Annotated in this window: 21 protein-coding genes; 13 read left to right on the top strand and 8 right to left on the bottom strand. The window is 68.3% G+C overall.

Annotated features, from left to right (window positions below; all coding sequences use genetic code 11):
* Positions 1-17 precede the first annotated feature (17 nt).
* Genes K0O62_RS27775 through K0O62_RS27785 form a run of 3 tightly spaced genes read right to left on the bottom strand, consistent with a single transcriptional unit; the run spans position 18 to position 2,234 of the window.
* On the bottom strand, positions 18-857 hold the full coding sequence (locus tag K0O62_RS27775; protein ID WP_073857337.1) for a glycerophosphodiester phosphodiesterase: 840 nt from the start codon (positions 855-857) through the stop codon (positions 18-20).
* 4 nt (positions 858-861) lie between these two features.
* The gene (locus K0O62_RS27780; RefSeq protein WP_073857338.1) at positions 862-1,872 is read right to left on the bottom strand and encodes a DUF4328 domain-containing protein; all 1,011 of its coding nucleotides are present in this window, start codon (positions 1,870-1,872) and stop codon (positions 862-864) included.
* A gap of 20 nt (positions 1,873-1,892) precedes the next feature.
* Positions 1,893-2,234: a rhodanese-like domain-containing protein gene (locus K0O62_RS27785; protein ID WP_073857339.1), complete on the bottom strand. Its 342-nt coding sequence runs from the start codon at positions 2,232-2,234 to the stop codon at positions 1,893-1,895.
* Positions 2,235-2,711: 477 nt separating this feature from the next.
* Between K0O62_RS27785 and K0O62_RS27790 the strand changes: the two genes are divergently transcribed.
* The 4 genes from K0O62_RS27790 to K0O62_RS27805 all read left to right on the top strand — a co-directional run bounded on the left by K0O62_RS27790 (position 2,712) and on the right by K0O62_RS27805 (position 5,212).
* Positions 2,712-2,864 (top strand): hypothetical protein, encoded by a 153-nt coding sequence (locus K0O62_RS27790; protein ID WP_097934192.1) that lies wholly within the window; start codon positions 2,712-2,714, stop codon positions 2,862-2,864.
* 154 nt (positions 2,865-3,018) lie between these two features.
* Positions 3,019-3,642 (top strand): superoxide dismutase, encoded by a 624-nt coding sequence (locus tag K0O62_RS27795; protein WP_073857340.1) that lies wholly within the window; start codon positions 3,019-3,021, stop codon positions 3,640-3,642.
* A gap of 181 nt (positions 3,643-3,823) precedes the next feature.
* Entirely contained in the window at positions 3,824-4,357 is a 534-nt protein-coding gene (locus K0O62_RS27800; protein ID WP_073857341.1) for a peptidase, read from the top strand.
* Positions 4,358-4,813: 456 nt separating this feature from the next.
* Positions 4,814-5,212, top strand: a complete 399-nt coding sequence (locus tag K0O62_RS27805; protein ID WP_030137603.1) for a helix-turn-helix transcriptional regulator — start codon at positions 4,814-4,816, stop codon at positions 5,210-5,212.
* 93 nt (positions 5,213-5,305) lie between these two features.
* Here K0O62_RS27805 and K0O62_RS27810 read toward each other — a convergent pair whose 3' ends face one another.
* The 3 genes from K0O62_RS27810 to K0O62_RS27820 form a co-directional block, all read right to left on the bottom strand.
* Entirely contained in the window at positions 5,306-6,475 is a 1,170-nt protein-coding gene (locus K0O62_RS27810) for a hypothetical protein (protein WP_073857342.1), read from the bottom strand.
* Entirely contained in the window at positions 6,472-6,963 is a 492-nt protein-coding gene (locus K0O62_RS27815; RefSeq protein ID WP_073857343.1) for an ImmA/IrrE family metallo-endopeptidase, read from the bottom strand. Before K0O62_RS27815 ends, K0O62_RS27810 begins: the two co-directional genes overlap by 4 nt.
* 75 nt (positions 6,964-7,038) lie before the next feature.
* Positions 7,039-7,377, bottom strand: coding sequence for a hypothetical protein (locus tag K0O62_RS27820; RefSeq protein WP_131817416.1), 339 nt, complete (start codon positions 7,375-7,377; stop codon positions 7,039-7,041).
* A 221-nt stretch (positions 7,378-7,598) separates the two neighbouring features.
* On the opposite strand from K0O62_RS27820, the gene K0O62_RS27825 reads away from it, so the two are divergent.
* From K0O62_RS27825 to rraA, 5 genes are all read left to right on the top strand, one after another.
* Positions 7,599-8,267 (top strand): DUF6474 family protein, encoded by a 669-nt coding sequence (locus tag K0O62_RS27825; RefSeq protein WP_073857385.1) that lies wholly within the window; start codon positions 7,599-7,601, stop codon positions 8,265-8,267.
* Between the two features lie 3 nt (positions 8,268-8,270).
* Entirely contained in the window at positions 8,271-8,804 is a 534-nt protein-coding gene (locus tag K0O62_RS27830; protein ID WP_073857344.1) for a copper resistance CopC family protein, read from the top strand.
* Positions 8,801-9,721 (top strand): CopD family protein, encoded by a 921-nt coding sequence (locus tag K0O62_RS27835; RefSeq protein ID WP_073857386.1) that lies wholly within the window; start codon positions 8,801-8,803, stop codon positions 9,719-9,721. Before K0O62_RS27830 ends, K0O62_RS27835 begins: the two co-directional genes overlap by 4 nt.
* A gap of 62 nt (positions 9,722-9,783) precedes the next feature.
* The gene (locus K0O62_RS28940) at positions 9,784-10,275 is read left to right on the top strand and encodes a hypothetical protein (RefSeq protein WP_073857345.1); all 492 of its coding nucleotides are present in this window, start codon (positions 9,784-9,786) and stop codon (positions 10,273-10,275) included.
* Positions 10,276-10,337: 62 nt separating this feature from the next.
* The gene (gene rraA / locus K0O62_RS27845) at positions 10,338-10,823 is read left to right on the top strand and encodes a ribonuclease E activity regulator RraA (protein WP_073857346.1); all 486 of its coding nucleotides are present in this window, start codon (positions 10,338-10,340) and stop codon (positions 10,821-10,823) included.
* A gap of 84 nt (positions 10,824-10,907) precedes the next feature.
* On the opposite strand, the gene K0O62_RS27850 is transcribed toward rraA, so the two are convergent.
* Complete coding sequence (locus K0O62_RS27850) at positions 10,908-12,380, bottom strand: flavin-containing monooxygenase (protein ID WP_073857347.1); 1,473 nt, start codon at positions 12,378-12,380, stop codon at positions 10,908-10,910.
* Positions 12,381-12,458: 78 nt separating this feature from the next.
* On the opposite strand from K0O62_RS27850, the gene K0O62_RS27855 reads away from it, so the two are divergent.
* Together K0O62_RS27855 and dinB are read left to right on the top strand one after the other, a co-directional pair.
* Positions 12,459-13,091, top strand: coding sequence for a TetR/AcrR family transcriptional regulator (locus tag K0O62_RS27855; protein WP_073857348.1), 633 nt, complete (start codon positions 12,459-12,461; stop codon positions 13,089-13,091).
* Between the two features lie 24 nt (positions 13,092-13,115).
* Positions 13,116-14,336 (top strand): DNA polymerase IV, encoded by a 1,221-nt coding sequence (gene dinB, locus K0O62_RS27860; protein ID WP_073857349.1) that lies wholly within the window; start codon positions 13,116-13,118, stop codon positions 14,334-14,336.
* 6 nt (positions 14,337-14,342) lie between these two features.
* Here dinB and K0O62_RS27865 read toward each other — a convergent pair whose 3' ends face one another.
* Complete coding sequence (locus tag K0O62_RS27865; RefSeq protein ID WP_073857387.1) at positions 14,343-15,341, bottom strand: PHP domain-containing protein; 999 nt, start codon at positions 15,339-15,341, stop codon at positions 14,343-14,345.
* 199 nt (positions 15,342-15,540) lie between these two features.
* On the opposite strand from K0O62_RS27865, the gene K0O62_RS27870 reads away from it, so the two are divergent.
* Positions 15,541-17,709 carry a molybdopterin-containing oxidoreductase family protein gene (locus K0O62_RS27870; protein WP_073857350.1) on the top strand — a complete coding sequence of 723 codons (2,169 nt, stop codon included), beginning with the start codon at positions 15,541-15,543 and terminating at the stop codon, positions 17,707-17,709.
* Positions 17,710-17,751: 42 nt separating this feature from the next.
* A complete protein-coding gene (locus K0O62_RS27875) occupies positions 17,752-18,627 on the top strand; it encodes an LLM class F420-dependent oxidoreductase (protein WP_073857351.1) in 876 nt (291 codons plus the stop codon).
* The last annotated feature ends 119 nt before the right edge of the window (positions 18,628-18,746 follow it).

Genomic DNA, 18,746 nt, shown 5'->3' on the forward strand with positions numbered 1-18,746 from the left:
TCGCTCGCCCCGAAAAGTCAGTCCCGCCCGGCTCCGGTGAGCCCGTTCTCCAGCCAGTCCTTGGTGCGGCCGGGATGGTTCGTGGCGACCCACGCCACGCCCACATCCCGGCAGTACCGGACATCCTCGTAGTGGTCGACGGTCCAGCAGTACAGCGCCCGGCCCTGCGCGGCCGCGCGATCCACCAACTCCGGATGCTCGCGCAGGGTGGCGATGGACGGGCCCACCGCGGTCGCGCCGACCGTGGTGGCGGCGCCGCCGCCGAGGAACCGCGAGGTCTCTCCCAGTAGCACGGTCGGCAGCATCGGCGCGGCACGGCGGATCCGCCAGACCGCGGCCGCCGAGAACGACATCACCACCGCCCGGGCCAGGTCCGCCGAGGCCGGGGCGGCGATGCCATACCGGTGCAGCAGGGCGAGCACCTTGCTCTCGACCAGTGCGCCGTAGCGCACCGGATGTTTGGTCTCGATGAAGATCTTGACCGGACGCCTGCAGTCCAGCACCAATCCCAACAGCGCGTCCAGCGTCAACAGCCCGGCATCGCCGGCGGCGCCGCTGTCTCGCCATCCGGCGTGCCAGGACCCGAAGTCCAGCTCACGTAGTTCGGCGAGCGTCATCTCCGACACCAGACCCGTCCCGTCCGACGTCCGGTCGACGCGGCGATCGTGCACGCACACCAGATGACCGTCGCGGGTCAGCCGGACATCGCACTCCACCCCGTCGGCGCCCTCCTGCAGGGCAAGTTCGTAGGCGGCGACGGTGTGCTCGGGCCGCTGCGCCGACGCACCTCGGTGCGCGACCACGAACGGGTGGCCCGTCGTGGCCGGTCTGCCGGTTCCAGCGCCCCCCGCGGTCATATGGCTATGCTGCCGGGTTCCGGTCCTCGGCCTCAACCGCAGCGACGGGTTCCGGCGCCGGCGGCTGTTCCGCCGACACGATCACCCAGCGCGTCGCCGGCAGGTGCACGGGCGAGCGCTCGAAGCCTTCGAACACCTTCATGACCAACAGCAGCGTCGCCAGGCCCAACAGATACGCGATGATGGTGATCACCGTGTTGTCGGCGATGCGCTGCGCGCCCGCGTAGAAGATCGTCAGGATCGTGGTGACGATGGATGCGATCGACAGCAGGTAGCTGACGAACCAGACCATCCACCAACTCATGATGCGCAGCCCGGACCGTTGCTCCGCGCGGGCCAGCTCGATCACGAACAACGGCGCCATCACCAGGTTCACCAGCGGGATGAGGCAGCCGGCCAGTAGTTCGCGTGGTGAGCGGGGATCGGGGCTGCCCAGGTGCGCGTACGCCGCCGCCCGCCGGGCGATCAGCCAGTTCGTCAGCACCAGCGCGGCCGCCACCAGGGCGAAGACCGCGAACACGCTGGCCGCCACCGGCAGCCAGGTGGCGATCGCGGCCACGACCGGGTTGAGCAGTGTGGTCCGGTTGATCAGGAGCAGGGCATACCGGATCACGTGCAGCAGCGCGGCCGCACCGAGCCCGGCCATCGCGATGAGCACGGTCGTGCGCACCGTCGCCGCCGAGGGGGCGTTGCGCTGCGCGCCGGCCTGACCGTCCTGCGCCCCGTTGTCGAACTGTTCGTACAGACCCCAGCGCGGGATGACGGTGTACCGCGGGGTGGGCCCCAGCGGTGCGCGGCGCCGCCGCGGCGGCGGCGGAGCCCCCGGCCGCACCGCGATCCACCGGTAGCCGGCAGGCGGCCGGCCCGACTGTCCACCGGCGGACGGGCGGGACGGAGCGGACGGAGCGCCGGGAGCGCCCGGAGCCAGCAGCGTGCCGCGGCAGCGCGGACACCAGACCCGCTGGCGGTCGCGCACATTCCACCGCGTCCCGCACTGGGCACAGACCTGGATCACCCGATCAGCCTACGGCGTGCTCAGACGGTGCCCGCGCGGCCGTCGTCGGTGCTCACCGGTCGCCCGGCCTGCGCCCAGGACAGCATGCCGCCGGTCACGTTGATCGGTTCGAAGCCATTGCGGGCCAGGTACTGGGCGACCCGTTGCGAGCGCCCGCCGGCATGGCAGATGACGTAGAGGGTCGCGTCCCGGTCGATCTCGTCGATGCGCGCGGGCACATCCCCCAGCGGGATGTGCTGCGCCCCGGCGACATGGCCGCGCTGCCATTCGTCAGGCTCGCGCACGTCGAGCAGGACGACCGAATCGTCAAAGGTCAGGGGCAGTTGGCCGACCTCGATCTGGGCCACATCATCGTCAGACATCGCCCACCAGTCTGCCGTCCGGGCCCGGGCAACGGAAGAACCATCGCGTCATGTCGTCCATGCTGGCATGCACGGCAGGAGACTGCACCGGATTCCCACGCGTCACAGCGCCGGTGCGACATAGCAATTTTCGGGCTATCCACAGTTTCCACAGGTTCATCCACAGGCCGCGGTACCCGGATGCCGGGGGTTTTCCTGGACTTCTGTCCAGTGCCTGTGGATAACCGGGGCTCGGCCGCAGCCACGATCAACAGCCCCAGAGTCGGGGTGAGCAAAACAGCCCCTGCGTCAGTACCGGACCGGGCGCGGGCGGACACTTCGGATCGGTTAGATTCCCTTTCCGCAGTACCCCGTGACGCCGGGCCGCGGCAGCCGATTTCGCTACCGGCGAAACAAGGTTTATGATCGGCGTCACAACAGTTCGTGTGACAGATCTCACTTGGGGGATCGCTTGATCGTGCAGGTCAGGAGCTTGTGATGGCAGCACACCCGCTCGGGTCGGGTTCAGCGGGAACGTCGGGCTGGCAGCCCTCGCACCCGTACACCAACAACCAGGTCGTCGCGCTGATCCGCGGGACCGTGATCGCGCTCGTACTGCTCGGCGTCCTCGCCGCCATCGTCCTGCTCTGATCTCCGTTCCGGTTCCGCCGATTCCCAGCGGGGCACCCGGTCCTTGCGATGCGCGCGGGGATGGACCAAGGTTGACGTCGAGCTTGTTGTCGACATGCGCGACGCCGAACTCCGCGACCCCTCACCAGGGAATCCATGACTAGGAAGGAACCCAGTGGCTGAATACACACTGCCTGAACTCGATTACGACTATGGCGCGCTGGAGCCGCACATTTCCGGGCAGATCAACGAGATCCACCACAGCAAGCACCACGCGACCTATGTGAAGGGGCTCAACGACGCCCTGGCCAAGCTGGAAGAGGCCCGCGCCAACGACGACCAGTCGGCGATCTTCCTCAACGAGAAGAACCTCGCCTTCCACCTGGGCGGGCACGTCAACCACAGCATCTGGTGGAAGAACCTGTCCCCCAACGGTGGCGACAAGCCCGAGGGTGAACTGGCCGCCGCCATCGACGACCAGTTCGGCTCGTTCGACAAGTTCCGCGCGCAGTTCACCGCGGCCGCGAACGGTCTGCAGGGCTCGGGCTGGGCGGTGCTCGGCTACGACAGCCTCGGCCAGCGCCTGCTGACCTTCCAGCTCTACGACCAGCAGGCCAACGTGCCGCTCGGCATCATCCCGCTGCTCCAGGTCGACATGTGGGAGCACGCCTTCTACCTGCAGTACAAGAACGTCAAGGCCGATTACGTGAAGGCGTTCTGGAACGTCGTCAACTGGGCCGACGTGCAGGACCGGTACGCCAAGGCCACGGCCAACACCGGCGGGCTCATCTTCGGCTGAGTCCAACAGCTTTCCGCAAGGGCCCCGCATGCTTCGGCACGCGGGGCCCTTCTGCATGCGCCGGCCCTGCACCTTCTGGCACTCGCGTCCTCTTGCGTGCTAACGCGCCCCTGGCGCATCCTGTGCACCACGACCCACAGCAGTGTCGGAAGAACCTGACGAAGCACTGTTCGGAGGCCAGATGGACACCGGATCCGGTCGGGCGGTCGAGATCGCCCCGTTCCATTCGCATGGAACCCTGAAGGGGTTCGTGGTGTCGGGTCGCTGGCCGGATTCCACCAAGGAATGGGCGCAGCTGCTCATGGTCGCCGTGCGGGTCGCATCGCTGCCCGGACTGCTGGACACCACGACGGTCTTCGGAGTGCGCGAGGAGCTGCCCGACGAGCCCGCACCCGGCACCGTGGGGCTGGTCCTGGCCGAGGGGCCGGTCATCGGTGATTCCGCCGTCCCGCCGGGATTCTTCGCCGAGCACCAGCCGCCCGCCCTGCTGATGTTGCACCCGCCCTCGGAGACCACCCCGTCGTTACCCGAATGCGCGGGGGCGGCCTCCGGGTGCGTCCTGCTGCCGGGCATCCCGCACCTCGGCCTGGAACACCGGGCCGCCTGGGTGGAGGCCGAAGCCGACGGCACCATCACCTCGATGGTGAGCCGAGTCGGCGTGGACCCGATCAGCCACCCGGACACCGCCATCCTGGCGATGCTGCTCGCCGCCTAGCCGCCGGCGGTCGCATACAGCAAACGGACGGTCAACTTTCCGTACCTATTTGTACGTTCGGCATGTGCCGAGTTCAGGGTTCGTGTTATACGCGCCGCAGCGGCCCCAGATCCGGCCGTCCCCGGCTTCGCCGGCACCATCAGCAAAGGTCACGCGGGCATTTGCTGTGCAACGCCATCCCCCCACCGATCAGCTATGGGGTTGCTGTGACAACGTGTCGAGATCTGCCGATCCCGGCAAAACAGCACGTCCGTCAGTTTCAGGTTCGCCAGCGCCCGCTCTTCCAGCACGATTGTGATGTTGACGTGCTGCTACAGGACCCTGCAATGTCCGCACAGGAGGGGTACTGTTAGTTTTCAGTGGTTTGCACTTGGTTGTGGCGCTAACAATCGCTACGATGATCAGCAAATACGAACCTATTGCAGACAGCTCGTAGGCCATGTGGAGGAAAGTTAGATGAGCAAGACGTTCGCCGCGCGACTGAACCGCCTCTTCGACACGGTTTACCCTCCTGGACGCGGCCCGCACACATCTGCCGAGGTGATCGGCGCGCTGAAGGCCGAAGGTGTCACCATGTCGGCCCCGTATCTGTCCCAGTTGCGTTCCGGCAACCGGACCAATCCGTCGGCCACGACGATGACCGCGCTGGCCAACTTCTTCCGTATCAAGCCGGCGTACTTCACCGACGACGAGTACTACGAGAAGCTGGACAAGGAACTGACCTGGCTGGCCAACATGCGGGACGAGGGCGTGCGTCGCATCGCCGCTCGCACCGTCGGCCTGTCCCCGGAGTCTCAGCAGGACCTGGCCCAGAAGGTCGATGAACTCCGTCGCCGGGAGAACCTCGACGGCTGATCCCCCACGGGGATCACCGCCGCACGGTGTCGTCGCGCGTCAGCGCGCCGGCACCGTTTTGCGTTCAGAGCCCGGCGGGCCCGGACCTGGCGTTCAGCATTGGCTCCGCGCTGCTTCGGCCGGAGCGCCCGCCGCCAAGTCGCGGAACTGTTCGGCGATGGCCAGGATCCACTCCCGGTCCGAGAACGTCGTCGGCTGACGCAACCAGTTCAGCCCCGGAAACTCCGCGTGCGCGTCGTCGTTCCGGCCCGCGAAGATCCACTCGGCGATACCCCGGGCCTGCTCGTCGGCGGGAACCGGCGGCGAATCGAGATCGGCGATGTCGGCGATGTTCAACGCCTCACTCTCGTCCTCGTCCCGCTGTCTCGAGGTGTCGGCGGTGCGCATCCGCACCCGTTCAGCCGCAATGGCCTCCAGATACAGCGAATCCGAGATCAGCGACATCTGCTCGGCGACCCGGAACAGCAGCGGCCCACGCGGACGCACCCCGATGCCGACGTCGGGATGGCGGGTGTGCAGTTCGGTCAGCAGCGGCTGGATCGTCCGCAGTTCCCGGCGTGCCCCGAACCAGTCCTCGATGCTCGGCAGCAGCGAGCCGCCCGCCACCACCAGCATCGCGCAGCCCAGCAGCGTCGCCGCCGCCCCCACGCCGAGCACATCGGTGTTCCCCACCGCCCGCAGCAGGAAAAAGGCGCTGGCCAGCACCATCAACACCATGCCGATGCTGAAGACGAACAGCGCCCGGCCGCGGCGGGTGCGGTTGGAGTGCCGCACCCCGGCCCACGCGACCAGCGTCAGCGCCAGCAGCACGTAGAGCAACGGCAGCAGCCAGGCCGAGGAGCCACCCGGGGCCAGGTTGCGCCGCATGTACTCCTCCGGCGCCATCTCCGGTTCCTTCTCGGCCCGGAAGAACGCCACCAGGGTGGCCATCGCGATGACGAACGCGACCGAGTACTGGCCGATGGCGAGTCGGCGGATGACGGCCGGTTTACGGTCCGACGCCACCGTCGTGATCATCACGCAACTGCCTGCCGCACAACCGATCAGAGCGACCTGGCTGAGCGCGACCGCCACGTTCGGCCACCCCAGCGCGGTGTCGATCAGCAGGGTCAGCGGCTGCCAGTTCAGCGCTGCGACGGTGCCCAGACTGCCCAGCGCGAGGATCATCGCGGTACTCACCAGGGATTGCTTGTTGACAAGCGCCCACCCGATTCGCAAGCCGGTCGCCAGTCCGAGCAGACCGGCGATCACCCAGATGATCAACCAAACGCCTCCCCGAGCCGCACCTGAACGATCGAGGACCGATCGGACGGTAGCCGGCCGAGACGATAGATCAGCAGGGCCGCGAAATCCTCGGCCTCCTGCTCGGCTTCCTCACCGGCGGGGCCCATGCACCCGGTCCGCTGGTTGAGCATGTAGCCGATGAGATCGGACCCGGCCAGCTCCATGCGCTCGCGGGCCGCCTCCACCACCGGCGTGCCGGCGTGCCCGAGCACCAGGTGACCGAGTTCGTGGGCCAGGGTCCGGTCCCAGGCGGGCAGACCCTTCTGGATCAGGAACACATCGTGGTCGGAGTACTGACGCCACTGCCCGCACACACCGGACGGCAGATCCGCCATCTTGATCTGGATGGGACGGCCTTGATCTTCGGCGACCGCCTCCACCAGCCGAGGCAGAGATACCTCACCCCGGCGCGGAGCGAGGTCGAGCACGGCGCTCACGGCGCGCGTCACGCGGCGACTGGCTGGCATGACATCACCACCTCCTGTCCCTTTCCTTCACATCTCACTATCCCGCGATGCCTCGTCGAGGACCACAGAAACCGGTCAACTCGAGAAACGCCCTGCGCCACCGGCCCGCATCGCATGCCCGGCCCGAGCCTGGGAGAGTTTGCTGTCACCCTCGGATCCGGCTTCTTCGGCGGGCCGCGGAGTCCGCACCGGGCCGGGTGGCCGCGAGGCGGCGGATCTGGGCTGGGTGACCGTCCGGGATGCGGTCGGCGCGCTGCGGCCGAGCCGGCCCGACGATTCCCCGGTGGCCGCACCTGCTGCACCGGATCCGGAGCCGTCGCCGCTGCCTTCGGGCTCGGCGGAGGCCACCGCGCCGGACGTGGCGCAGACGATCAGCCCTGACGAGACGAGACAGGCAGCCGCGGTGACTCGCATGCGCGAAACCACGTCGTCACCACCCCTCACGGCATCTAGCAGCGCTCCGGTAACTCGTTTCGGCAATTGTCGCATACACCCGGACAACTGTTTGCTGCCGGACGTGATGCGCATCCCGGTGAGGGCACCGCCGGTGGTCCGGGCGGTGGGGCGATAGTGTTGGTCGCATCGTGGTGCCGTGTTCACGGCGATGCGGATGAGATCACCGGGAGGCAATGCCGATGGCCCTGTTCACGCGACGCAAGAGCCGGTCGGTTCGTCGAGCCGAGGCCCGGGCGATCAAACGCGCTACCAAGACCAAGGCAAAACTCGAGGCCAAACTCGCCGCCAAGAACGATGCCCGGCGCGTCAAGGCCGACCGCAAGGCGCAGGCACACGCTCTCAAAGCTCAGCTCAAGGCGCAGCGCGACACCGATCGCGCGGCCCTGAAGGTGGCGCAGACCCAGCTCAAGGCGGTCCAGGAGGGCAAACTGCTGTCGCCGCTGAGGATTCGCCGGTCGCTGACGGTGGCCCGGATGCTCGCGCCGGTGCTCGTGCCGGTGGCCTACCGCGGCGCCATCGCCGTCCGCGGGCTGCTCGACCAGCGCCGCGCGGATCAGCTCGGTGTGCCGCTGGCCCAGCTCGGCCAGTTCTCCGGACACGGTGCCATGCTGTCCGCCCGCATCAACGGTGCCGAGCAGGCCACCCGGCGGGTCGCCGAGAAGAACCCGAAGGACGCCGAGACGAAACAGTTCGTGGCCGCCATCAATGACCGGTTGACCGATCTGTCCGCCGCCGTGACCGCCGCGGAGAACATGCCGTCGGCCCGGCGGCGTGCCGCGCACGCGGCCATCAGCGATCAGCTCGACGGCATCGACGCCGACGTGCTGGCCCGCCTCGGCCTGGGCTGAGCAATGACCACCCCGATACGGATCCTGGCTCCGCTGCTGGCGCTGTTGTTGGCGGTGCTTGCGCTGGCAGGCGCGGGCCCGGCGTCCGCGCATGCGGCCCTGATCTCCTCGGACCCGGCCGCCGACAGCTCGCTGCCCACGGCTCCGACCCAGGTCAGCGCCACGTTCAGCGAGGATCTGCAGACCGCGTTCGCGGCGATGACCGTGGTCGGCCCGGACGGCAATCTGTGGTCCACCGGTGACGTGCGGGTCGACGGTCCCATCGCCACGGTCGGTCTGCGCCCGCTCGGGCCGGCCGGCACATACACAGCCAATTACCGCGTCACCTCCGCCGATGGTCATGTCATCAGCGGGTCGTGGTCGTTCGATCTGACCGTCGCCCAGACCGGTACGCCCGGGTCCTCGGTCGTGCCGGAACCGGCACCCGCGTCGGCACCGTCCGAGGCGGCCGATGACGGGCTGCCGGTATGGCCGTTCGTGGTCGGCGCGGTGCTGCTCGTCGGCGCCGGCGTGTGGTGGAGCCGACGCCGCACGTGACCCGTACCCGACGGGCGTGCCTGGGGGCCCTCGTCGTCGCGCTGAGCACGGTGCTGGCGTGGGCCCTCGCTCGTCCCGACCTGGCCCCGGCGGCCATGCTGGCCCGCATCGCCGCCGACGGCGCCGCCGTCGTGGTCCTCGGTCTCGCGGTGGTGCCGCTGCTGGAGGATTCGCGGCACCGGGCCGAACTCGCCAGCCGCAGTGCCGTCGTACTCGTGGTCGCCGCCTGGGTGTGGCTGGCGGCCGAGTTGGTCCGCCTGGTGACGACGGCGGCCGCCACCGCCGCGGTCGCGGTGACCGATCTGAGCGTGCGCACCACCACCGAGTTCATCGTGGCGACGGCGGCGGGTCGGGCCGATCTGATCTGTGTGGCCGCCGCCGCCGTGGTGGTCGTCGTGAGCATCGCGGCGCGCACCCCGCAGGCATCCGTGGTGGTCGCCGGTGTGGCCGCGGTCGGGACGGCGGCGCGCACGCTGACCGGGCATCTGTCCGAAAGTGCGCTCGGCGGCGTCGCGGTCACCGTGCACGCACTGGCTGCCGCCCTGTGGTGTGGCGCGTTGGCGGCGCTCGTACTCCTGATCGATCACCGCGGTCAGTGGGCCAGGGTGCTGCCGCGCTTCTCGGTGCTGTCGCTGTGGTCGGTGCTGGCGTTGCTGGCGGGCGGCCTGATCAGCGGTGTCCTGATGGTGGGTTCACCCGGTGCGCTGATCGGCACCGGATACGGCCGGTTGTTGCTGGCCAAGCTGGTGGTGACCGTCGCGTTGATGGCGCTGGCCTGGCAGAACAGGTCGCGGTGGCTGCCGTCGGCGCGAGGCCACCGGAGCACCGTCGAGGTGTCCACCCGCCGCTCGGACACCGAGCTGGCGCTGATGGCGGTGGCATTGACGCTGGCGGCCGCCTTGGCGGTCACGGGTTAGCGGCACCTCCGGGACTGGCATGATGGGAAACACTGCGCAACGAACCGCAAAGGAGCAGCCCCATGGCCGACGAGCAGGACCTTCCCGAACAGAAGGCGCCCGCCGATCAGGTCCCGGCCACGCCACCGGCCGGCGAGGCCCCCGTGAAGAAGGCTCCGGCGAAGAAGGCCGCGCCCGCAAAAAAGGCTGTGCCGGCCAAGAAGGCCGCGCCGGCGAAGAAGGCGGCCGCGAAGAAGGCCGCACCCGCCAAGAAGGCCCCACCGGCAAAGGCGGCGCCGCCCAAGGCGACGCCGGTCGAGACCACCCCGGTCGAGGCAGCGTCGGTTGCCCCTGAGCCCGCCGAGCCCGTCGAGCCGACCGCGGTCGCCAGGGAAGCCGCCAGAGAGGTTGCCGCACAAGCGAAGTCAGCGGTCGCCGCGGCGGTTCCCACACCGTCGGCGCTGTCGACCACCGAGCCCGCGCAGTCCCGGTTGCCGCTGGCGGTGGCGATCGGCGTCGGACTGCTGGCGATCATCGCGGTGCTGCTGGCCCGCCGCAGTTCCGACGAGGACTGAGTTCACCCGTCACGCGGACCGGCACGGTTCTTCCCCGATGTGGTGGTCGCTAGCATCATGAGGTGAGCATCGAACCCCGCGCGACCGCTGACCTTGTCGACGAGATCTACCCCGACGTCCGCAGCTGCGATCTGCAGTTGCGCAACTTCGGCGGTACCGCGCAGTTCGCCGGGCGGATCACCACGGTGCGCTGTTTCGAGGACAACGCGCTGCTCAAGTCGATCCTGTCCACGCCGGGCGACGGCGGGGTGCTGGTGGTCGACGGCGGCGGCTCGCTGCACACCGCGCTGGTGGGCGACATCATCGCCGGTCTGGCGGCCGAGAACGGCTGGTCCGGGGTGATCGTGCACGGCGCGGTGCGTGACGCGGCCGCACTGCGGACCATCGGCGTGGGTATCAAGGCGCTGGGCACCAACCCCCGCAAGGGCACCAAGACCGGTGCGGGCGAACGTGATATCGAGGTGTCGTTCGGCGGTGTCACGTTCGTGCCCGGCGAGGTCGCCTACAGCGACGAGGACGGGATCGTGGTCATCGCCGCACCCTCCTAGCGCGAGCTGGGGGTACCTCCCGCTTGCGGGGGAACACAGAATCGCCCACTTCCCTTCGGAAGTGGGCGATTCTGTGTCTGGTGGCTAGCCGGCCGCTACCGCCGCGCGGTGCTTGGTGAACAGCAGTGCGTCCTCGTCGACCTTGCCGTGCCGGATCAGCCGCAGGTCGAAGAAGTAGTTCTGCTTGAGCTTCCAGGGCGCCTCGGAGCCGGATTTCGGCAGCGTGTCGATGGCCCGGCGGAAGTAGCCCGGAGTGAAGTCCATGAAGGGCTGCTCGTCGACCGCGTCGCCGGGATGCTGCGGCTCCACCCGGTCGTAGCCGTTGGCGTCCATGTAATTGAGGACGCGGCAGATGAACTCGGAGACCAGATCCGCCTTGAGCGTCCAGGACGCGTTGGTGTAGCCGAACGTGATGGCCATATTGGGCACCCCGGAGAGCATGAGGCCCTTGTAGGTCATGGTCTTGGTCAGGTCGATCGGTTCACCGTTGCGGGTGGCGGTCGCACCGCCGAACAGCTGCATGTTCAAACCCGTTGCGGTGATGATGATGTCGGCCGCCAACTCGGCACCCGAGGTCAGCTTGATGCCGGTTTCGGTGAAGGTCTCGATGGTGTCGGTGACCACGTCGGCCTTACCGGACCGGATGGTCTTGAAGAAATCGCCGTTGGGCGCCAAGCACACTCGCTCATCCCACGGGTCATACCGCGGACTGAAGTGCTTCTCGTAGTCGAAGCCCTCCGGGAGCTTGCGGGTCGCCATGTCGCGCAGCGCCTTCTTGAACACCTTCGGGAAGCGGCGCGCCACCTGGTACTGGCCGGTGGCCATCGCGATCGCCTTCCAGCGGTTGACCACGTGCGCAACGTTCTTGGGCAGGTACTTGTTCGCTTTGGCGGCAATGGGATCCACCAGCGGCAGCGCCCCGATGTACGTCGGGGAGCGCTGCAGCATGGTGACGTGCCCGGCGCCCTCGTTCACCAACGACGGGATGAGCGTGATCGCGGTGGCGCCCGAACCGATGACGACGATCTTCTTGCCGGCGTAGTCCAGATCCTCGGGCCAGTGCTGGGGGTGGATGACCTGACCTTTGAAGTCCGCGGCGCCGGGGAACTCGGGCGCATAGCCCTCGTCGTAGTTGTAGTAGCCACTGCACACCGACAGGAAGGATGCGGTCAGCTGCTTACGCTCACCGCCGGCCTCGATGTTGACCGTCCAGCGGTTGTCGGCGTCCGACCAGTCCACCGAGGTGACGCGGTGCCCGGTGCGGATGTGCTTGTCGATGCCGTTCTCTTGCGCGGCCTCGTTGATGTAGTTCCAGATGGACTCCCCGTCGGCGATGGCCTTGGCCGACGTCCACGGCTTGAACCGGAATCCGAGGGTGAACATGTCGGAGTCCGACCGGATGCCGGGGTATTTGAACAGGTCCCAGGTGCCGCCGATGTTCTCGCGGCGCTCCAGGATGGCGTAGCTCTTGGTCGGACAGCGGTCCTGCAGGTGCCAGGCCGTGCTGATGCCGGAGATGCCGGCGCCGACGATCACAACGTCGAGGTGTTCAGTCATGGTACCGACGGTATCAACATGGTGTTGAGTCGGTCAACGGTGTGTCGAGAAAGTCGACACGGTGTTAAGGTGAAGCCCGTGTCCATCGCCAGCACCGGCCGCGGCCGCCGGGCCGCTCGCCCCTCCGGGGATGAACGGCAGCAGGCGATCCTGGACACCGCTGCCCGACTGATCGGGCAGCGGTCCTTCGCCGACATCTCCGTCGACGATCTGGCCAAGGGCGCCGGGATCTCCCGGCCGACGTTCTACTTCTACTTCGCCTCCAAGGAAGCGGTCCTGCTGTCGCTGTTGGACCCGCTGATCAAGCGTGCGGACACCGGCTTCGACGATGCACTGGAATCCATGCCGACCGAACCTCGCGAGGCCATCCGCCGCGGCATCGAGATCTTCTTCAGTTCCTTCGGCTCGCATCCGGCCACCGCCCGCGCCGGCGCGGAGGCTGTGAACACCAGCCCGGAGTTCCGCGCCATCTGGGCCGGCCTGATGCAGAAGTGGATCAATCTGACGGCCGCCCTGATCACGGCCGAGCGGCAGCGTGGCGCGGCGCCGGTTACCCTGCCCGCCCTCGATCTGGCCACCTCGTTGAACCTCATGAACGAGCGGATGATGATGGCGGCCCTTACCGACGAGCGGCCCTCGGTCGAGCCCGATCGGGTCGTCGAGACCCTCACCCACATCTGGTTGACGAGCATCTACGGCATCAGTTCCTGAGCTGTCAGACCTCCGTGCGAACATATGTTCGTGTCCGGAGCGCGGGTTGCTGACGGGGCCCACATCCTGCACGCCGATCTCGACTCGTTCTACGCCTCGGTCGAGCAGCGTGATGACCCCTCGCTGCGCGGTCGACCGGTCATCGTCGGCGGCGGCGTTGTGCTGGCCGCGAGCTACGAGGCCAAGGCGTACGGCGTGCGCACCGCCATGAACGGTGGCCAGGCCCGGCGGCTGTGCCCCCAGGTGATCGTGGTCCCGCCCAGGATGCGGGCCTACACCGAGGCCAGCCGGGCGGTGTTCGAGGTGTTCCGGGACACCACCCCGCTCGTGGAACCGGTGTCGGTGGACGAGGCCTTTCTCGACGTCGGCGGCCTGGGCCGGGTGTCGGGGACTCCGGTCCAGATCGGCGCACGGCTACGCGAGCGGGTCCTGGTCGACGTCGGGCTGCCCATCACGGTCGGGATCGCCCGCACCAAGTTCCTCGCCAAGGTCGCCAGCCAGGAGGCCAAGCCGGACGGGCTGCTCCTGGTGCCGCCGGACCGGGAGCTGGCCTTCCTGCACCCGCTGCCGGTCCGCCGGCTCTGGGGTGTCGGCGCCACGACCGCGGAGAAGCTGCGGCTGCACGGCATTCACACGGTGGCCGACGTGGCCGAACTCAGCGAGCCTGCGCTGGGCACCATGGTCGGACCCGCCATGGGCCGGCAGCTCTTCGCGTTGGCGCACAACATCGACCGTCGCCGCGTGGTGACCGGGACGCGGCGCCGGTCGGTCGGCGCCCAGCGCGCGCTCGGCCGGTCCGGAAACACCATGTCTGATCAGGAGATCGACGCGGTGGTGGTGAATCTGGTGGACCGCATCACCCGGCGGATGCGGGCGGCGGGGCGCACCGGGCGCACGGTGGTGCTGCGGCTGCGGTTCGACGACTACGGCCGGGCCACCCGCTCGCACACGCTGCCGCGCGCCACCTCCTCGACCGAGGCGGTGCTCGCCGCGGCCCGCGAGCTGGTGGCCGCCGCCGCCCCGCTGATCGCCGAACGCGGGCTGACCCTTGTGGGTTTCGCGGTGTCCAATATCGATGCCGACGGCGCCGCCCAGCTGGAGCTGCCGTTCGCGGGCCCGGCGGATCCGATCGCGCTGGACGCCGCGGTGGACATGGTGCGGCAGCGGTTCGGCAACGCCTCGGTGACACGCGGTGTTCTGCTGGGCCGCGACCCGGGCCTGGAGATGCCGATGCTGCCGGATTGAGCCGAATCAGTGCGCCCACTCCAGCAGCCGGTCCGCCGGCCAGGTATTGATGATGCGCTCGGTCGGCACACCGGCGTCCAGCGCGCGCTGGGCCCCGTAGCCCAGGAAGTCGAGTTGGCCGGGGGCGTGGGCATCGGTGTCGATCGAGAATTCGCATCCGATCTCCAACGCCAGATTCAACAACCGGGTCGGCGGGTCGCGTCGCTCGGGACGCGAATTGATCTCCACCGCAACACCGTTGTCCCGGCAGGCGGTGAAGACCGTCTCCGCGTCGAAAGTCGATTCCGGCCGGATCCCGCGGTTGCCGGCCACCAGTCGGCCGGTGCAGTGACCCAGGATGTCGGCCTGCCCGCTGGACACCGCCCGCACCATCCGCCGGGTCATCGCCGGCGCGTCCATCTTCAGTTTGGAATGCACGCTGGCCACGACGATATCCACCCGCTCCAGCAGCTCGGGTTCCTGGTCGAGGGTTCCGTCGATCAGGATGTCGACCTCGATCCCGGTCAGGATCCGCATCGAAAACCGTTCGCGCAGTTCGTCGATCACGTCGAGCTGGTGGCGTAGCCGCTCCGGGGACAGCCCGTTGGCGACGGTCAGCCGAGGCGAATGGTCGGTCAGCGCGCAGTATTCGTGGCCCAGCTCCTGCGCGGCTTCCATCATCTCCTCGATCGGGGCCGAGCCGTCCGACCAGTTCGAATGCAGATGCAGATCGCCTTTGAGCGCGGCCCGGATCTCGCCTCCACCGAGATCGGTCGCGGCTTCTCGCAACGCCACCAGGGTTTCCGGTTCGCGGCCCGCCCAGGCCTGCTCGATGACCTTCGCGGTCTTGGGTCCGATGCCCGGGAGGGTCTGCCAGCTGTTGGTCTTGCCGACCCGCTCCCGATGTTCGGGCGTCATCGCCTCCACCACGTCGGCGGCCTTGCGGTAGGCCATCACCCGGCGGGAGTCCTCCCGGGCCCGGTCCTTGTAGTACGCGATGCGGCGCAGGGCGCGTACGGGGTCCAAAGGCTCCATGGATTCCAGTGTGCCCGGACTTCACCGCTGTTGAACCTGGTCTCGGCGCCGACGCCGGCTTCCATCTGCGGTTCACGCCGGGGATTGTGTGTTCTAGCCCACTATTATATTGTCCGATTAATTAACAGTGCGGACCGTGCCGCTGCGTCATTTCAGTCTGCCCGGCTAGCCGAGAGGATCGCCACCGACGATGGCCACCGAGGACACCACGCACAAGACGCTGTGCGCGGTCTGCCACAACTGCTGCCCGATCGAGGTCGACGTCGTCGCGGGCCGGGCGGTGAAAGTGCGCGGAAACAAAGCGAACCGGCACTATGACGGCTTCACCTGCGTCAAGGGCCGTGGCCAGCTCGAGTACCACTACTCACCGGACCGATTGCTGCAGTCGCTCAAGCGCGGCCCGGACGGCGGTTACGCACCGATCTCTTCGGCACAGGCGATGGACGAGATCGCGGCCCGGCTGCAGGGCCTGCTCGACGATCACGGGCCGCGTTCGATCTCGGCGTACTTCGGGACCCAGGCCTTCCAGTCCGCGGGCGCGTCGATGCCGGTGATCAAAGGCTTCCTGGCCGGCATCGGTACCCCGATGGTGTTCGAATCCGTCACCATCGACCAGCCCGGCAAGGCCATTGCCCCTGCACTGCACGGCATGTGGCTGGGTGGCCGCTACGGCCCCGACGAGGCCGATGTGCTGATGCTGATCGGCGCGAACCCGTTGGTCAGCATGCTGGGATTGCCGTTGGGAAATCACGGCAAATGGCTGACCCAGAAACTCGAGTCCGGCGGCCGGCTCATCGTCATCGACCCGCGCCGGACCGAAACCGCCCGTCGGGCCGAGCTTTTCCTGCAGCCGCTGCCGGGACATGACGTCGCCATCCTGGCGGCGATGATCAAGGTCATCCTCGCCGAGGACCTCATCGACAGCCAGTTTGTGGCCGACAACGTCGTCGGATTGGCCGACCTGCGCGCTGCCGTAGAGCCGTTCGACCCCGGCACAGTTGCCGCGGCGGCCGATCTGGATCCCGACGATCTCGTGACGGCGGCCCGGATGTTCGCCGGCGCGTCCCGCGGGTACATCGACGCCGGGACCGGACCCAATATGGCCCAGTCCGGGACGCTGCTGGAGTACCTGATCCTCAATCTCGGTGCGCTGTGCGGGAATCGACGCCGCGCCGGCGAGGTCGTCGCCGACCCGGTCTCGCTGTATCCGGCGCTGCCGGCGGTGGCCCAGGCGCTCCCGCCGTACCCGCCGAACGGGCTCGGGGAGGCCATGCGGGTCCGGGGCCTGAGCAACTCCGCGGCGGGGATGCCGGTGTCCGGGCTGGCCGAGGAGATCCTGACCCCCGGCGAGGGGCAGGTCCGCGCGCTGTTCAGCATCGGCGGCAACCCCATTGCCGCATGGCCGGATCAGATCCGGACGGCCGAGGCGATGTCGGCTCTCGACCTGTTGGTGCAGATAGACCCGTTCATGTCCCACACGGCCCGCTATGCCGACTACGTCATCGCCCCGCGAATGCCGCTCGAGACACCGCATGTCAGCCAGATTCTGGACTATCTGCAGGCCGCCGGGATCGGGCCGGGAGCTCCGTACGCCTACTACGGGCCGGCCGTCCTCGACGCCCCCGAGGGCAGTGATCTGCTGACCGAATGGGAGTTCTTCTACGGTCTCGCGCAGCGGATGGACGTACAGATCGACGCCCCTCACCCACTGGGGGTGGTCGGGCCCGTCCCGCTGGACATGACGCACCCACCCACCGAGGAGGAACTGCTCGACATCGTGTGCCAGGGTTCACGGATTCCGTTGGACCTGGTCCGCGGCCATCCGGACGGGGTCGAGGGCGACCTCGCCGCCGAGCCCGCCACCGTCGTCGCGCCTGCCGATCCGAACGCCCCGACCCATCTCGATGTCGCCAACCCGCAGATGCTGGTTGACCTCGCAGGCGCTGCCCACGACCTCGCGCGAGGCCACACCGCGGACATGATGTTGATCTCGCGGCGCGAAATGCACACCACCAATTCGTCTTACAACGCCATGGCTGCCCGCGGGGGACGCCGCCACAACCCGGCGTATCTGAATCCCGAGGACGCGGCCCGCCTCGGAGTGGCTCCCGACGAGCTGGTGTGCATCACCTCGCCGCGCGCCGCCGTCATCGCCATCGTGAGCCTCGACGAGTCCGTCAGACCGGGCGTGGTGTCGATGAGCCACGCCTACGGCAACGCCTTCCCCGACGTGGATACGCCCACCCAGGACGGCGCCAGCACCGCGCGGTTGGCCGATGTCACCGTCGACTTCGACCGATATTCGGGACAGCCGCGGATGAGCGCGATACCGGTCACCGTGACCCCGGCGCCGCGCTGAGCGGCAAGGAATTTCTTCCCCCCGCTGCGTCGTTGCCCAAGTGTGGACTTTGCCTTCAAAACCTCACCGCAGAACACGACCTGGTCCGACATGCTGGCCATCTGGAAGGCCGCGGACGATATCGACGTCTACCAGTCCGGCTGGACGTTCGATCACTTCTATCCGATCTTCTCCGACTCGACCGGCCCCTGCCTCGAGGGCTGGACCACGCTGACCGCACTGGCCCAGGCCACCGAGCGGCTCCGGGTCGGCGTGCTGGTGACCGGTATCCATTACCGCCACCCGGCGGTGCTGGCCAATATGGCCTCGGCGCTGGACATCATCTCGGGTGGCCGCCTGGAACTCGGCATCGGCGCCGGCTGGAACGAGGAGGAGTCCGGCGCCTACGGCATCGAGCTGGGCAGCATCAGGGAGCGTTTCGACCGCTTCGAGGAGGCCTGCGAGATCCTCAAGGGGCTGCTCAGCCAGGAGACCGTGACCTTCGACGGAAAGTTCTATCAGCTCAAGGACGCCCGCAACGAGCCCAAGGGTCCACAGCAGCCACACCCGCCGTTCTGCATCGGCGGTAGCGGCGAAAAGCGCACCCTCAAGATCACCGCCAAGTACGCCGACCACTGGAACTTCGTGGGCGGCCCGCCCGAGGAGTTCGCCCGCAAGCGCGACGTGCTGGCCGCGCACTGCGCCGACATCGGCCGGGATCCGAAGGAGATAACCCTGTCCGCGCACGTCCGATTGGGCGAGGACCGCGACTACGCGAAGGTGATCGACGAGGCGGCCGCACTCGGCGCCGAGGGCCTGGATCTGGCGATCATCTACCTGCCGCCGCCGTATGACACCGCGGTGCTGGAGCCGCTCGCCGAGGCCATCCGCGATTCCGGGCTCGCTACCGGCACCCAGAAACTGACGGTCACGAAATAATCACGATTTGGCAAACGCCTGCCGCGGGGGTCGCCAGCACTGGGCCCTCGCGGCGGACGGGCCGATCAGACGCCGTAGCGCATTAACTCGGCGGGCGTGATGAGACGTTCGCGCTTAGC

Origin of the sequence: Mycolicibacterium diernhoferi, from assembly GCF_019456655.1 — a bacterium.
In the GTDB taxonomy this organism is placed as follows: domain Bacteria; phylum Actinomycetota; class Actinomycetes; order Mycobacteriales; family Mycobacteriaceae; genus Mycobacterium; species Mycobacterium diernhoferi.